Origin of the sequence: Pseudarthrobacter siccitolerans (assembly GCF_030823375.1) — a bacterium.
In the GTDB taxonomy this organism is placed as follows: Bacteria; Actinomycetota; Actinomycetes; order Actinomycetales; family Micrococcaceae; genus Arthrobacter; species Arthrobacter siccitolerans_A.
In genome coordinates this window covers 460,145-475,230 of sequence record NZ_JAUSXB010000001.1, presented here as the reverse complement: position 1 = coordinate 475,230, position 15,086 = coordinate 460,145, and the positions used below count along the sequence as shown (strand labels likewise).

Below are 15,086 nucleotides of genomic sequence, written 5' to 3'. Positions count from 1 at the left end.
CTCCCTGCCGGCGGCAGCCCTGCCCCCTTGTGGGCGCCACCGCGGACGCGCAGGATGGATAGCTCGGGAGTGTCCGGAAGGCAGGGTCCATGCGGTTGATTCAGGTAGCTCAGCGCGCCAGCGACCTCGAGCGGGCCGCGGCGTTCTATTCCCAACTGCTTGCCGTCCAGCCCACGGCCGTGTTTGACCCTCCTGGTCTGTTGTTCTTCGATCTTGATGGCCTGCGGCTGCTGCTGGAGCGGGGAGCACCGACGGCGCTTCTCTATCTCGAAGTTCCCGATGTGAGGGAGTCGGTGGAAGAGCTCAAAGGCAGGGGAGTCGAGGTGGTGGCAGAACCCCATGTCATCTTCAGCCACACCGATGGGCTGTTGGGGCCCGCAGGGACGGACGAATGGATGGCCTTTATCCGGGACAGCGAGGGCAACACAGTAGGGCTTGTCAGCCAGCTGCCCATACTGCCGGCACCGCAGAACCGGGACCGCGCGTAAGACCATTGTGCCCTTTGGGTACCGCCACTAGGCTCAAGCCGGAAGGGAGCAACCTATGCCACGCACCATCGGAACGTGCCTCTGGTTCGAGAACGAGGCGGAACAGGCCGCCGAGTTCTACACGTCGGTTTTCGACGACTCCAGGATCCTGAACGTCTCACGCTTCGAAGGGGTGCCCGGTCCCGAAGGGCAGGCCATCGCCGTCGAATTCGAGCTGGAAGGCCGGGCCTTCACCGCGCTGAACGGTGCCCGGGGTGCCGGTTTCACCGAAGCAGTTTCCTTTGTGGTCGGCTGCGAGGACCAGGATGCGGTGGACCGCTACTGGACGGCTTTGACCGACGGCGGTGGCGAAAGCCAGTGCGGCTGGCTTAAGGACCGTTTCGGTGTGTCCTGGCAGATCGTTCCGTCGGTGCTCAACTCACTTATTGCCGGGCCCGATCCTCTGGGTTCCCAGCGGGCCATGCAGGCGATGCTGGGAATGCGGAAGCTGGACATTGCGGAGCTGCAGAAGGCCTACGACGGCTGACGTTTCCTGGCGCTGCGGCGGACGGATGGCAGGTAGCATCAGTCCCGATGAACAAACCACTGTGGATCTGCTGCCTGGTGGGTGCCGCCCTCGGCTTCACCGTGGGGCTGGCTGTCTTTGACAGCCCTTTCATCGGTTTCGCCTTGGGGCTGGGTGTCGGCGCAGTGGTGGGCGCCGGCTTCGGGAAGCGGCGCTAGGCTGGCGGGGAAGCCGCCTCCGGCGGGGACGAGCCGGGTCAGGCCGGTGCGGCACGGCGTTGTCCCAGCGTAGGGAGTGTGAAGTCCGGGCATTCCGGTTCAGTTGACCTCAGCCGGGAACAATGGTGCATCGACGTACGTTTCAATCTCGTCAGAAAAAGAACATCAGGCAAAAACGTCAGAAATGAGAAGCAGCCAAGTGGCAACCGATTACGACGAAGTTCGTTCCGACGTCAAGGAATCTCAGGACCGTTCCCTCGAGGCATTGCAGTCTGCGAATGCCCCAGATGCGCGCAGCGTCGTCACCGAACTGGATGAAGCCGATGCCCTCGACGACGGATTGACCCCCGGGGGAGAGATTGTCTCCGAAGAGCTCATCGTCCAGGTCATTCCGCAGGCAGCGGACGAGTTCACCTGCTATTCCTGTTTCCTGGTCAGGCACCGGTCCCAGCTGGCGCGCGAGAGCAATGGCCACTCGTACTGCATTGAGTGCGGAGGCTAAAGCGGACATTCGCTGCGACCCGCGCTTGTCCTCAAACTGGATCTCCGAGCGGACCGCAAGGTTTGAGTGGGCATCACGCGAGCGAAGCTCCGGTCAACCTCTGGTTGGCTGGAGCTTCGTCGATTTAAGGAGCAACCGGCGGTAGACGCCCGGCCCGTTGCGGTAGGGGTTGTGAAGGGCGGTGGTGGGGTCTGAGAACAGCAACTTTACATAATGTAGATTATCGGCTCTTTAGCCAGGAGCCGGGAAGGGGCTCCGCCGGCGGTCCGGCCCGGGTGATTCCGGGGCCGGCGCAAAGGCAGGCTGCCACCGACAAATCCGCAGGCTGCCACCGACAAATCCGCAGGGTCAGCATTGTCTTATCCGGGCTGCTCGTTAAGAATGAGTCAATGACGGTCTATGTGCGATCACTTGAAACTGCTGTCCCGAAAACGATGCTGATCCAGACAGAAGCCCGTGACGTGTTTGCAGCCCAACCAGGTTTGACCAGGCTTGGTTCACGGCTGGTCAGCACCTGCTTTGACTCCGCCGCCATCGACACCCGTTTCACCGCCGTTGAGGAACTCACCAACGATTTCCGCTCCAACAATCCGCAGTTCTACGACCCCGAGACGGGCCTGCTGCTGAATCCCAGCACCAAGGTCCGCAACGACATTTTCGGCCGGGAGGCCACCAAGCTCTTTGTCGAAGCCGCCCGTGCTGCTGTCGCGGCCGCCCCAGAACTCGATTTACTTGACATAACTCATCTCGTCACGGTCTCGTGCACGGGATTCTTCAACCCCGGCCCGGACTACAAGATCGTCCGGGAGCTCGGCCTGGATCCGGCCGTCCAGCGCTACCACCTCGGATTCATGGGCTGCTATGCGGCGTTTCCTGCGCTGCGGGCAGCGAAATTGTTCTGCGACGCGGACCCGAACGCCGTTGTGCTGGTGGTGTGCGCCGAGCTGTGCTCCCTGCACGTCCGCACCTCCAACGACCCGGACACGATTATGGGTTCGGCCCTGTTTGCCGATGGTGCCGCGGCCGCGGTCGTCACAGCCCGGAGCGGTGCAGAGACGCAGTCCCTGCTCCGGCTGGACCACTTCGAGACGGTCCTCACGCCGGTTGGCGAGGACTCCATGGCCTGGAATATTGGCGACCACGGGTTCGAAATGGTGCTCGGAAATTATGTCCCGCACATCATCGATGACCACATCGTGGGCGCCCTGCAGCCCCTCCTGGCGAAGGACCCGGAACTGGCGGCACTCCCCTACGCCTCCATCCGCCACTGGGCCATCCACCCGGGCGGCCGCAGCATCCTGGACAAAGTCCAGTCCCGGCTGGGCCTGACGGATGAGCAGCTGGTCCCGGCGCGCGAGACGCTGCGCAATTACGGCAACATGAGCAGCTCGACGGTGCTTTTTGTGCTCAAGCACATCCTGGAACAGTCTCCTGAGGACGGCGACGAACGGATCTGCTCCATGGCTTTCGGGCCCGGACTCACTGTCGAGACAGGACTTTTCACCAAGCTGCGGCAGGCACCGGCAGGGGCCCGGCGAAGCCACGTGTCCGGGCATGTGGCAGCGGAAGTGCCGGTGTCCTGAACGTCGTGGACCTCCTCATGCGGCAGCGGGCGGTCGACGCTGTGGAACTGATGGACCGGCCAGACTGCGATGCCCGGCTCCTGGACAATACCTACCGCCAGTTTGGCCTGGTCAACCGCCTGCTGTCCGGCTGGCGGAAGCTGTACGTCCGCGAGCTTCGTCCAACCCTGGCGAAAAACACCGCTCCTGCCACGCTGCTGGACATCGGCTCCGGCGGCGGAGACCTGGCGTACCAGCTCGCCGCCTGGGCCCGCCGTGATGGGCTGCCACTGCAGGTCACCGGCATAGACCCCGACGCCCGCGCCGCCGCCTACGCCCGTGGACGTCCGCCCGTGCCCGGCGTTGAATTCCGCCAGGCCCACAGCGCGGACCTGGTCCGGGAAGGACGCAGCTTCGACTTCGTCATCTCAAACCACGTGCTCCACCATCTTTCGGCCGGCGAACTCCAGCAGCTCCTTTCTGATTCCGCCGCCCTGGCCGGCCGCAAGGTCCTCCACAACGACCTTCGGCGCAGCCCCGCCGCCTACGCCCTCTTCTTTGCTGCCGCCCTGCCGTTCCGTCATTCCTACATCCGCGTGGACGGCCTGACGTCCATCCGCAGGAGCTACACGCCCGCAGAACTGACGGCTCTCGCGCCGCCGGCCTGGACAGTGAAGCCCGCCGCGGCCTTCCACCAGCTACTCGCCCTGCGCAGGAACTGACGTGGCAACGGACGTCCTGATCATTGGCGGGGGGCCGGTGGGCTTGTACCTCGCAGCTTTACTGCTCCAGGACGGCATGAGCGTCCGGCTGCTGGAACAGCGGCAAACGAGAAACCTGCACACCCGCGCCATCGGCATCCATCCACCCGCCCTTGAGGCCTTGCGGAAGGTTCGGATTGCCGATACCGCGGTCAAGGACGGGGTCCGGATCCGGGACGGGATGGCGCTCAGCGGCGGGAAGACCGTAGGCACTATGTCCTTTGGCCGTGTCTCCGAGGCTTTCCCATTCGTGCTTGCGCTGCCCCAGTTCCGCACCGAGCAGCTCCTGGAGGAGCGCGTCTGCCAACTCGACCGCGATGCCGTGGTCCGCGGCGTGCGGGCCACTCAAGTTACAGACGACGGCGGACGGGTCACCGTCGTTGCGCAGACCGGCGGCGTGGACGAGCGGCAGGAGGCGGAGTTCGCCGCGTCCCTCGTGGTCGCGGCCGACGGCGCGCGGTCCCGGGTGCGCGACCTTCTGGGCGTACAGGTGCGCACCAGGAACTACCCAGACCATTACCTTATGGGCGACTTCCAGGACCCGGGGCCTTATGGCGAAAAGGCCGTCCTGTTCCTTGAGCCAGGCGGAATTGTTGAGTCATTCCCCCTGCCGGGCGGTATACGTCGGTGGGTGGTGCGGCTGGGCCGGCCCGCCCGCAACGCCGGACCGGCCCAGCTGGCAGAACTGGTCCGGGACCGGACAGGAATCCTTCCCGACGCGCGCACCAGCACCATGGTGAGCGCTTTCAGCGTTCAATCAGCCCTCACTACCCGGATGGCAGCCGGCCGGGTTGTCCTGATCGGGGATGCAGCCCACGAGATCAGCCCAATCGGTGGCCAGGGCATGAACCTCGGCTGGCTGGACGCCCAGGCCCTCTCCCCCGTCATCCGGTCCGCGCTGGCGGGCAGCGGTAAGGACTGGACGGACCGGCACTTTACGGAGTTCGACGCCAGCCGGCGGCAGGCAGCGATTTTGGCCAGGCGGCAGTCCGAAATCAACATGATGCTGGGCCGCCCGCTGCCGGGGCCCCTGCTGGCACTGCGGAACCTTGGCATCAGTGCGGCGGCAGGCACGCCGGCCGTCAACCGCTGGGTGGCCCGCCGCTTCACCATGCAATAGGCTCCTCAGGATGCAACGAACTAGTGCCCGTCTTAGCACCTAGCGGTAGTAGCAGTCGTAACTGTCCTGGCTGACGATTAACCCTTCACGCACTTCAAACACCGACGACGTCCGGGCCCGGATTACTTCGCCCTGATCCCAGTACCGGAGGTCCATCAGCACCGTCGCGGACCAGTCGGCTTCGACAGCCACCCGGCCGCCCTCACAGGTGGTCCGCCGGATGACAAACTTCTGCTCCGACACCACTTCTGAACTGTGCTCCGCTCCCGCCAGGACTTCGGGCAACGTCCGGGTGGAGCCTTCCGGCGCCAGGAGGTGCGGGGCTTCCACCAGGACAAACGCTTCAGCAAGGAAAGGCCGGATTTCGGCCGCACCCCCGCCCGCTTCGAGGACGCGGATGAACCCCAGGACACAATCCAAGGGCGAGGCATCATGTGCGGAAGTCCCCTGTGTTGGGGCGTCAGTGGCTGAGGTGTCTAGTGCCGGGTCGGGCGGCGTGGAAGGGGCAGGCATGACATCGACACTAGCCGAGCCAGCAGATGGCGCCCTGCCGCTAGGCTTTGCTCATGAGCCAGAGCACGCCCGCGACCGACCTCACTGCCGAAGAAATCCGCGAAACCGTGGAGCGGATCCTCGCCGCCGGAACCCTTCCGCCCATCGTGCAGGCAGGCCACCCGGCCCTCCGCCAGCGCGCGGCAGCGTTTGACGGCCAGCTGTCCGGCGAGCTGCTGACCCGGCTGATCAACCTCATGCGTGACGTGATGCACGAGGCACCCGGCGTGGGCCTCGCAGCACCCCAACTCGGGATACCGCTGCAGCTGGCGGTCCTTGAGGATCAGTTCGACGTCGACCCCGAGGCTGCCGCCCTGCGGAACCGCATCCCCCTGGAATTCCTCGCGATTGTGAACCCCCGCTATACGCCGCTGGGCTCCAGGCTTGATTCGTTCTATGAGGGCTGTCTCTCCCTCAATGGCCTGCAGGCAGTGGTGGCCCGCCACGAAGAAGTCCGCCTCGACTTCCAAACGCCGGACGGAGTGGCCGCGCAACGGGAGTTCTCCGGCTGGCAGGCCCGCATTGTCCAGCATGAGACGGACCACCTTAACGGTGTGCTTTACGTGGACAAGGCCCAGCTGCGGTCACTGAGCAGCAACGCCGAATATGCGGCGCATTGGGCGGAAGCAGGCATCGGGAAGGCCCAGCAGGGGCTGGGGTTCGACGCCGGCCCGGCGGGCATCAGCCGCACCTGACCTTGCGTTGCATGGCGCCGCTAGGGAACACCGGGCAGCACACCCCTAGGATGGTTCCCATGCCCTCCACTGACCTTCCGCTGCTGTGCCCGGTGTGCTCGAATCCGCTGGACCTTCTGGAAACGGGTTCGGGCCAGAGCCGCCTCGCCTGCCCCTCGGGCCATAGCTTTGATGCAGCCCGGCAGGGGTATTTCAACCTGCTCGTGGGTAAGGGGACGGCCTTCGAGGCCGACTCGTCCGCCATGGTCCAGGCCCGTTCCGACTTTCTCGGGGACGGCCACTACCGGCCCCTTGCAGACGCGGTGGCAGACGCCGTCGTACCCTTCCTCCCGGAAGACCGCGCGGCCGTGCTGGACTCGGGCACGGGTACCGGCCACTATCTGCGGGTGCTGCTCGACGCTGCGGCAGGCCGGGACCGGAAGGTCTCTGCCCTTGGCCTGGACATCTCAAAGTTCGCGCTCCGCCGTGCCGCTCGGCTTAATCCCGAGGCCCTGAACCTGGTCTGTGACATCTGGCAGCCCTTACCCCTTGCGGACGACTCGGTGGATGCCGTCACCGTCATCTTCGCCCCGCGCAACGTCCCGGAATTCGCCCGTGTGCTCCGGCCGTCCGGGCGGCTGGTGGTGGTCACGCCCCGGAGTGGACATTTGGCCTCCCTTGCCGCAGTCACCGGCATGCTGGGCATCGAGGAAGGCAAGGAAGCGCGGCTCGCGGAAGCAATGGGCGGGTATTTCGACGCCGAAACGACCTCCGCCGTCGACATCCCCTTGAGGCTGACCCGCCCGGAGGCAGCCGCCCTGGCCTTTATGGGACCGGCTGGACACCACCTGGACCGCGACGCCGTTTCTACCCGGCTTGAGGTGCTGCCCGAGCCGCTTTTGACGGAAGCGAAGTTCCAGATCATGGTCTTCCGGCCCGGGAAACGCGCCGCCGCGTAACGAGTTGGCCACTATCCGGCCGCTGCCCGTATGAGCCAGCCCACAGTTGAACGGGCCGCACTAAGATTGAAGCACAGTTACTGGCGGGTGCGCTTCCGCGGCCCCCCGTAGCAAAGGGGGAGAACTTGTTCGAATGGCTTGGGGAAAACTGGTGGGCGCTGTGGCTCACGGCTTTCCTGGCATTTGCAGTGATCGAGATGATCACGCTTGACCTCTTTTTTATCATGCTCGGCGGGGGAACCCTGGCCGCACTGGTGGCCGACTTCGCGGGCGCAGACCTCTGGCTTCAGATCGTGGTCTTCTGCGTGGTGTCACTGCTGATGATCGCCTTCGTCCGGCCCGTGGCCCTCGCCCACCTGAAGAAGGGCCCGTCGGACCAGCGCACCAACGTGGACCGGCTGATCGGTGAACAGGCCCTGGTGATGGAGCCCGTGTCCTCCGACGGCGGCCTGGTCAAAATCGGCGGTGACATCTGGACTGCCCGTTCTGCCGGCGGCGTCCTTCCTGCCGGACAAAGAGTTGTGGTTTCCGCGATCGAAGGGGCAACGGCAGTGGTGTCCGCCCTGCCCCAAGCGGCGACCAGTCCTGATACAGCCTGATCAATTGGGGAACAAGGAGATGTATGGATAACGCCGGAGGAACTGCATTGGCGATAGTACTGGTAGTCCTGATCGTGTTCGTGATTATTGTTTTGGTCCGTTCGGTGCGGATCATTCCGCAAGCGCGCGCCGGCGTCGTGGAACGGCTGGGCAAGTACCAGCGGACGCTCAACCCGGGACTTACCATCCTGATTCCGTTTGTGGACCGGCTCCTGCCGCTGCTGGACCTCCGCGAACAGGTGGTGTCCTTCCCTCCGCAGCCGGTTATCACCGAAGACAACCTGGTGGTCTCCATCGACACCGTGGTCTACTTCCAGGTCACGGATCCACGGGCTGCCACCTACGAGATCGCCAACTACATCCAAGCAGTGGAGCAGCTGACCACCACCACCCTGCGCAACGTGGTGGGCGGCCTGAACCTGGAGGAGGCACTCACCTCCCGCGACCAGATCAACGGCCAGCTGCGCGGTGTGCTGGATGAGGCAACCGGCCGCTGGGGTATCCGCGTTTCACGCGTGGAGCTCAAGGCCATCGACCCGCCGCACTCCATCCAGGACTCCATGGAGAAGCAGATGCGGGCAGAGCGGGACCGGCGTGCCGCCATCCTGACCGCCGAAGGCACCAAGCAGTCCGCCATCCTGACCGCTGAGGGCCAGCGGCAGGCGTCCATCCTGGCGGCGGAAGGCGATGCCAAGGCCGCCATCCTCCGTGCAGACGGTGAGGCGCAGGCCATCCAGAAGGTCTTTGACGCCATCCACAAGGGCAACCCGGACCAGAAACTGCTGGCGTACCAATACCTGCAGACGCTTCCCAAGCTCGCGGAAGGCTCCTCCAACAAGCTGTGGATTATCCCCAGCGAAGTCGGCGAAGCCCTCAAGGGCATCGGCAGTGCCTTGGGCGGAACCACCACCGGGACCGGCGTTGCAGGGCTGTTCGACGAGGTGGGCGCCAAGCCTTCCGAGCCCTGACCCCGGGACCCGGCCAAAGCTACCGAAGGGATCCGCAGCTGCTGCGGATCCCTTCCATTTTGGCCGACATGGCATGCCGCGCGTATAATTGGGTATCTGTCTGGCAGGAGTAGATCCGCTGGAACAACCAAGCTTCGCAATGCGTTGAATCTAAAGATGCAGCACAGTGCACAGAGTAGTCCGGAGACGCTTGCGCCGCCGGCTAACGCGGGTTCTACACCGCGAACCGACCAGAGGGAGAAATCATGAGCGATCGCAGCCTGCGGGGCATGCGCCTTGGCGCGCAGAGCATGGAGACCGAGTCCGGAGTCGAGCCGGCTCCGCGCCAGCGCGTCGAGTACCGGTGCGAAGACGGCGAGCAGGTCTTTGTCACCTTCTCCTCCGAAGCGGAGATTCCTCCGGTATGGGTTTCCAAGACCGGCAAAGAAGCGCTCCTGGTTGACGGCGAACGCCCGGACACCAGCAACGATAAAGCAGTCCGCACCCACTGGGACATGCTGCTGGAACGCCGCTCCCTGCCGGAACTGGAGCAGATCCTCGAGGACCGCCTCACCATCCTGCGTGAACGCCGCGGAGAACGCCGCTCCGCGTAATACAGCCTGAATAAAACAATGGGCCGTCCCGCACAGCGTGCGGGACGGCCCATCTGTTTAAGTACTGAAGAAACTACTGCCGGGCTGGCGCCTTTTTGCGGGTGAGGGTGTTCCAGCGCGCCTGCAGGCCCCATTTCGTGACGTTGACCATAGCCTCCACCACAATGTTGCCGCTCATTTTTGAGGCGCCGAGTTCGCGCTCCACGAAGGTGATGGGGCGTTCCTCGATCCGCAGCCCCATCCGGGACACCCGCCAGGCGAGGTCCACCTGGAAGCCGTAGCCCACGGAGTCCACCTGGTCCAGGTTCAGCTTCTCCAGGGTGGTCCTGCGGAAGGCACGGTAGCCGCCGGTGACGTCCTTGATCTTCAGGCCCAGCATCAGCCGGGCATAGGTGCTGCCCACCCGTGAAATGGCCTGCCGGTACAGCGGCCAGTTCACCACGCTGCCGCCGGGGACCCAGCGTGAACCCATGGCAAGGTCGGCGCCTTGGTCAATGGCCTCGAGGAGCTGGGGAAGCTGTTCAGGCTGGTGCGAACCGTCGGCGTCCATCTCCACCAGCACGTCGTATCCGGCGTCCAGGCCCCACTTGAAGCCGGCGATGTAGGCGGCGCCCAAGCCTTCCTTGCCTTTGCGGTGCAGGACGTGGACCTGGGAGTCCTCGGCGGCGATTCCGTCAGCGAGCTTGCCCGTGCCGTCGGGGCTGTTGTCATCCACTACCAGCACGTCCGAGGCTGGCACTGCTGCGCGGAGCCGCTGCAGCGTGATCGGCAGCGATTCCAGCTCGTTGTAGGTAGGGATGATCGTAAGGACGCGCACAGAGAGCCTTCCTGGTGGGAGCAGTCGGTGCACACGCAGGCCAAAACGGCCAGCGGGCGCAGCTACCCATTATAGGGCGCCGGGTAAGGGGGTCAGGAACGCAGGGCAGGCGCCGCAAACAGCTCCAGGCCGTCCCGCACGGTCTGCAGGCATACCGGGTCCGCGCCGGTGTCCAGCGCGGGCAGCAGGGGCGTGCGGGCCCTCGGATCGGTGCTCCAGGACTGGACCCGTCCGTCCGCCACCTGCACCATCAGTTCCTCAACCTCCCAGACAGCGAAGCTGGCAGGGGCCCCGGGCACCAGCTGCCCCGCCATGGGGTTGGGGTACCGGGCTGCCCGCCATCCTGCCCGGGTGTGTCCCAGGAACGCCGCCCGTGCCGAGATCCGTTCCGCCTCGTTGTGGTGCTCCAGGCACGCCCGGACGCTGGACCAGGGCCGCAAGGGCGTCACAGGGCTGTCACTGCCAAAGCAGACAGGAACTCCTGCCGAGTACAGGCTCGCGAAGGGGTTCATGGCTTTGCTCCGCTCCCCCAACCGCTTTTCGTAGAGTCCGCCGGCACCACCCCAGGCAGCATCAAAAGCAGGCTGGGCACTGACGGTGACGGAGTAGCGGGCAAGGGTTTCCACCGCCGCGGCATCCACCATTTCCACATGTTCAAAGCGGTGGCCGGCAGCCCTGACCCGCTGCTCCCCCACGTCGGCAGCCGCAAGCTCCAAAGCCTGGAGGGCCGCGTCCAGCCCGGCATCGCCAATAATGTGGAAGCCGCCCTGGATGCCGGCCAGCGAGCACGCGGCCAGATGGGCTGCGGCCTCCTCCAGGCTCAGGTACAGGCTGCCGGTTTCATTCGGGGCGTCGCTGTAGCCGGACCTCAGGGCTGCCGTCCGCGACCCGATGGAGCCATCGATGTTGAGGTCTCCCGCGAGGCCGCGGACACCGGGGCCCACCTGGCCAAGGATGCTGCGGACGTGTTCTTCGGATGATGCCAGCTCGCCCCAGTACGGCAGTACTTCGGGCGTGGGGATGCCCTCCCCGGCGCCGTCATTCCAGGTTCGCACCACGCGGAGGTCCTCGGCCCCACCGATGTGCGGAGCGCCCATCTCCACCAGTGCCACATAGCCGTGGGACGCTGCCTCGGCCAGCGCACGCTGCTGGTGGCGGCGGAGCACCTCATCGGGGAGCCTGCGCGTTGCCTGCCGGGCAGCTGCGTGAGCGGCCCGATTGACCCGAGCGCCGCCGTCGTAACCCTCAAGGCCGCGAAGAGCGGCAGCGCCGGCCAGCGACGGTGAAACCAGCGCGGAGTGCACATCAATCCGGGACAGATAGACAGGCCGGCCGCCGGAAGCCCGTTCCAGTTCCTCCGCACTGGGAAGGGCCGCGTCAGCCCAGGTGGTTTCGTCCCAGCCATGACCGAGGATCGGGCCGTCGCCGGGGGCTGCGGCCACAGCGTCCAGGAGCTCCCTGGCCGACGAAACGCGCTCCATCGCCAGGGAATCCAGGGCCATGCCGGTTTCTGTCAGGTGGGCGTGGGAGTCGACGAAGCCGGGCGCAACCAGGGCGCCGCGGAGGTCGATGATCTCCATGGAACTGTCGGCGATGGATGAAGCGGCCTGTTCGGACCCCACCCAAGCCACAGTGTCCCCGTCCACCAGCATTGCGGTGGCAAAGGGGTCTGCTGCCGTGTAGACGGATCCGTTGCGGTAGAGCACGGGGCTGGGGCGGGACTCGGGCGATGATTTCGCGCTGGGCATGGGTAGGCAAACTCCTGGGATTGGGCGGCCGGCGGGCAGCCGGCAGGGGTGTCAGAGGACGGAGGAATAGGCCACGACGCCGCGGCGGATCAGTGAGATGGCATCCGAGCACAGGCGCGCAAGGCGGGGATCAAGGCCGGGAATTTTGGCAAGCTGGTCCAGCAGGTCAACCACCTGCTTCACCCACCGGACAAAATCCCCTGCGGCAAGGTCCGTGCCGCTCAGGACGTCCTGCAGGTGCCGGCCACGGGCCCATTTGTAGAGTGGCCACACGAGGCCCAGCTCGGGTTCGCCGGTCAGCGGCAGCTTGTTTTCCTCTTCCACGTCCTCCAGTGCCGACCACTCCTTGACCACGATGTCCACGGAGGTTTCCAGGGAGATGCTGGGCATCCGCAGGCGGAGTCCCCGGTCTTCGCGCTTGGCCTGGTAGACCAGGACGCTGGCAAGGGCAGCGACTTCCGCTGCATCCAGGTCATCAAAGGCGCCCAGCCGCAGGGACTGGGAGATCAGCAGGTCCTTTTCGCCGTAGATCCGGCGCAGCCGCTGGCCGTCGGGGCTGATGAGCAGCCGGCCGTCACCGGCGGGTTCAAGGTAACCGTAGGAGGACAAGACATCACAGACGCGGTCAAATGTCTTGGCGATGGTGTTGGTGCGGCCCTGGATCTGCCGGACCAGCCCATCGGTTTCGCGCCGGAGCTTCCACCAGCGTTCGGACCAGCGGGCGTGGTCTTCCCGTTCGCTGCACCCGTGGCAGGGGTGCGCACGGAGGGCACGGCGGAGGTCCGCGATGCGCTTTTCCTGGTTAGGCAGGGCAGTTGCGAGGCCGAAATCATTGTTGCGGTTGTTGCCGGGGGCAGGAGGACGGTTCTCCCGCAGCGCGTTCCGCACGGAGGAGGCCAGGTCCCGCCGTGACTTGGGGACTTTCGCGTTGAAGGACTTGGGAATGCGGATGCGCGTAATCGGGGTGATGGGACCTTCCAGGTCATCGTTCCCGATCCGGCGCAGCTGGTTGTCAAGCGTCAGCACAGCAGGCCGGGGCTCCCGGCTGCTGTGGTCCGAACTAAGCACAACCGCCGGTCCAGGCGCTCTTCCGCCCGGCACATTGACTACGTCGCCGGGAAGCAAACGGGCCAGCGAATCATCGTTGAGCGACTTGCGGGCCCGTGACTTGGTCCGCGAGGTCACATTTTCGGCGTCGGACAATTCACGGCGCAACCGCGCGTATTCCGTGAAGTCCCCGAGGTGGCAGGTCATCGACTTGGCGTAGCCGGCCAGCGATTCCTCCCTGCTGCGGACCTGCTTTGCCAGGCCCACCACGGAACGGTCCGCCTGGAACTGGGCAAAGGAGGATTCCAGGATTTCGCGGGCCCTGGCCCGGCCGAACTGGGCCAGGAGGTTGATGCTCATGTTGTACGTGGGCCGGAAGCTGGAGTTCAGCGGGTACGTGCGCCGGGACGCGAGGCCAGCGACCGCCGTCGGGTCCGTACCCGGCTGCCAGAGCACCACGGCGTGGCCTTCGACGTCGATGCCGCGCCGACCGGCCCGGCCGGTCAGCTGGGTGTACTCCCCCGCGGTGATGTCCACGTGCGCTTCACCGTTGAACTTGTCCAGCTTCTCCAGCACCACGGAACGTGCCGGCATGTTAACGCCAAGGGCCAGGGTTTCGGTGGCGAAGACAGCCTTGACGAATCCGTCCGCAAAGAGTTTTTCCACCACTTCCTTGAAAGTGGGCAGCATGCCGGCGTGGTGGGCGGCGAAACCGCGGAGCAGCCCGTCACGCCAGGTCCAGAAACCCAGCACGTCCAGGTCGTCCGGCGGGATGTCGTGGCCCGCCTCGTCAACGCGCTGGGCGATGATCCGCTGCTCTTTCTCAGTGGTGAGCCACAGGCCCGAGCCGACGCATTGGGCAACGGCGGCGTCACACCCGGCCCGGGAAAAGATGAAGGTGATGGCGGGCAGGAGGTCCATCTTGTCGAGGCTGGCGATCACCTGTGGCCGGCCGGCCGGACGCACGCCCCGTTCGTCACCGCCGCGGCCGGGGCGATCGTTCCCGCGCCGGCCCCGCTGTCCCCGGCCACCGGGCCCGCCGGGAGCGGACCTCAGCCGGAAACTCTGCATGCTTTCGCTTCTCGCCACAGTCAGGAGGTCAGGGTTCACATCGAAACCGCGCCCCGCGGCGTTGCCGTCCCTGCTGTCCCTGGCCGGCGCTTCGCCCGGCCCGGCGTCGACGGGCGGAGCGATCTCGTCGAAAGTGGTTTCCCCTGCAAAAAGGTCCATGATCTGCCGGCCCACCATAACGTGCTGCCACAGCGGCACCGGCCGGTGCTCGGAAACAATGATGTCCGTGTCGCCACGGACCGTATCCAGCCAGGCGCCGAATTCCTCGGCGTTCGACACGGTGGCACTGAGTGAAGCCACCTGCACTTCGCTGGGGAGGTGGATGATCACTTCCTCCCAGACGGCGCCGCGGAAGCGGTCTGCCAGGTAGTGCACCTCGTCCATCACCACATAGCCGAGGTCATCCAGGGTGGCGGAATCGGCGTAGAGCATGTTGCGCAGGACTTCGGTGGTCATCACCACTACCGGGGCGTCGCCGTTAATGCTGGTGTCCCCGGTCAGCAGGCCTACCTTCGCGGCACCGTACTTCTCGGTGAGTTCTGTGAATTTCTGGTTGCTGAGTGCCTTGATGGGGGTGGTGTAAAAGGCCTTGAGGCCACGCTGAAGCGCGAGGTAGATGGCGAACTCGCCCACAATGGTTTTGCCGGCCCCAGTGGGTGCCGCCACCAGGACTCCCCTGCCCTCCTGCAGGGATTTGCACGCCTGCCGCTGGAAATCATCCAGTTCAAAGTCCAGGGTCCGGATGAAGGAGCCCAGGTAGGTGGCTGCTTCTGCCCTTCTCTCGGCACTGGCGCGGTATCTCTCGGCGGGAGAAAGCTCCTCGGGATCGCTGGGTCCGGCGGAGAAAGGACCAGTGGAGAACGGCCCGGTATTGGAGGACATACACCAAGCCTAACGGGCGC

The 15,086-nt window shown here is 65.4% G+C and carries 16 protein-coding genes; 12 read left to right on the top strand and 4 right to left on the bottom strand.

The genetic code is table 11. The annotated features are described in order from the left end of the window. The first annotated feature begins 89 nt into the window (after positions 1-89). The 7 genes from QFZ36_RS02195 to QFZ36_RS02165 all read left to right on the top strand — a co-directional run bounded on the left by QFZ36_RS02195 (position 90) and on the right by QFZ36_RS02165 (position 5,156). Positions 90-488 (top strand): VOC family protein, encoded by a 399-nt coding sequence (locus QFZ36_RS02195; RefSeq protein WP_306633554.1) that lies wholly within the window; start codon positions 90-92, stop codon positions 486-488. 55 nt (positions 489-543) lie between these two features. Next, positions 544-1,014: a VOC family protein gene (locus QFZ36_RS02190; protein ID WP_306633552.1), complete on the top strand. Its 471-nt coding sequence runs from the start codon at positions 544-546 to the stop codon at positions 1,012-1,014. Between the two features lie 47 nt (positions 1,015-1,061). After that, positions 1,062-1,211, top strand: a complete 150-nt coding sequence (locus QFZ36_RS02185; protein ID WP_306633550.1) for a hypothetical protein — start codon at positions 1,062-1,064, stop codon at positions 1,209-1,211. A 199-nt stretch (positions 1,212-1,410) separates the two neighbouring features. Then, positions 1,411-1,713 (top strand): DUF4193 domain-containing protein, encoded by a 303-nt coding sequence (locus tag QFZ36_RS02180; protein WP_306639055.1) that lies wholly within the window; start codon positions 1,411-1,413, stop codon positions 1,711-1,713. 389 nt (positions 1,714-2,102) lie between these two features. Then, positions 2,103-3,296, top strand: coding sequence for a type III polyketide synthase (locus tag QFZ36_RS02175; RefSeq protein ID WP_306633548.1), 1,194 nt, complete (start codon positions 2,103-2,105; stop codon positions 3,294-3,296). A gap of 17 nt (positions 3,297-3,313) precedes the next feature. Beyond that, positions 3,314-3,997 carry a methyltransferase domain-containing protein gene (locus tag QFZ36_RS02170; RefSeq protein ID WP_306639053.1) on the top strand — a complete coding sequence of 228 codons (684 nt, stop codon included), beginning with the start codon at positions 3,314-3,316 and terminating at the stop codon, positions 3,995-3,997. Between the two features lies 1 nt (position 3,998). Then, on the top strand, positions 3,999-5,156 hold the full coding sequence (locus QFZ36_RS02165) for an FAD-dependent oxidoreductase (protein WP_306633546.1): 1,158 nt from the start codon (positions 3,999-4,001) through the stop codon (positions 5,154-5,156). Positions 5,157-5,195: 39 nt separating this feature from the next. Here the strand turns inward: QFZ36_RS02165 and QFZ36_RS02160 are convergent, their stop codons facing one another. Beyond that, positions 5,196-5,669 carry a nuclear transport factor 2 family protein gene (locus QFZ36_RS02160; RefSeq protein WP_306633544.1) on the bottom strand — a complete coding sequence of 158 codons (474 nt, stop codon included), beginning with the start codon at positions 5,667-5,669 and terminating at the stop codon, positions 5,196-5,198. Between the two features lie 53 nt (positions 5,670-5,722). Between QFZ36_RS02160 and QFZ36_RS02155 the strand changes: the two genes are divergently transcribed. From QFZ36_RS02155 to QFZ36_RS02135, 5 genes are all read left to right on the top strand, one after another. After that, positions 5,723-6,403 carry a peptide deformylase gene (locus QFZ36_RS02155; protein WP_306633542.1) on the top strand — a complete coding sequence of 227 codons (681 nt, stop codon included), beginning with the start codon at positions 5,723-5,725 and terminating at the stop codon, positions 6,401-6,403. A gap of 59 nt (positions 6,404-6,462) precedes the next feature. Continuing rightward, positions 6,463-7,341, top strand: a complete 879-nt coding sequence (locus QFZ36_RS02150; protein WP_306633541.1) for a putative RNA methyltransferase — start codon at positions 6,463-6,465, stop codon at positions 7,339-7,341. Positions 7,342-7,466: 125 nt separating this feature from the next. Further along, positions 7,467-7,940, top strand: a complete 474-nt coding sequence (locus QFZ36_RS02145; RefSeq protein ID WP_306633539.1) for an NfeD family protein — start codon at positions 7,467-7,469, stop codon at positions 7,938-7,940. A gap of 23 nt (positions 7,941-7,963) precedes the next feature. Beyond that, positions 7,964-8,908, top strand: coding sequence for an SPFH domain-containing protein (locus tag QFZ36_RS02140; RefSeq protein WP_306633537.1), 945 nt, complete (start codon positions 7,964-7,966; stop codon positions 8,906-8,908). Positions 8,909-9,153: 245 nt separating this feature from the next. Continuing rightward, the gene (locus QFZ36_RS02135; RefSeq protein WP_013600997.1) at positions 9,154-9,501 is read left to right on the top strand and encodes an RNA polymerase-binding protein RbpA; all 348 of its coding nucleotides are present in this window, start codon (positions 9,154-9,156) and stop codon (positions 9,499-9,501) included. Between the two features lie 73 nt (positions 9,502-9,574). On the opposite strand, the gene QFZ36_RS02130 is transcribed toward QFZ36_RS02135, so the two are convergent. The 3 genes from QFZ36_RS02130 to QFZ36_RS02120 all read right to left on the bottom strand — a co-directional run bounded on the left by QFZ36_RS02130 (position 9,575) and on the right by QFZ36_RS02120 (position 15,066). Continuing rightward, positions 9,575-10,318, bottom strand: a complete 744-nt coding sequence (locus QFZ36_RS02130; RefSeq protein ID WP_306633535.1) for a polyprenol monophosphomannose synthase — start codon at positions 10,316-10,318, stop codon at positions 9,575-9,577. A 92-nt stretch (positions 10,319-10,410) separates the two neighbouring features. After that, positions 10,411-12,066 (bottom strand): amidohydrolase, encoded by a 1,656-nt coding sequence (locus tag QFZ36_RS02125; protein WP_306633534.1) that lies wholly within the window; start codon positions 12,064-12,066, stop codon positions 10,411-10,413. Between the two features lie 51 nt (positions 12,067-12,117). Beyond that, positions 12,118-15,066 carry a DEAD/DEAH box helicase gene (locus QFZ36_RS02120; protein ID WP_306633531.1) on the bottom strand — a complete coding sequence of 983 codons (2,949 nt, stop codon included), beginning with the start codon at positions 15,064-15,066 and terminating at the stop codon, positions 12,118-12,120. Positions 15,067-15,086: the final 20 nt, after the last annotated feature.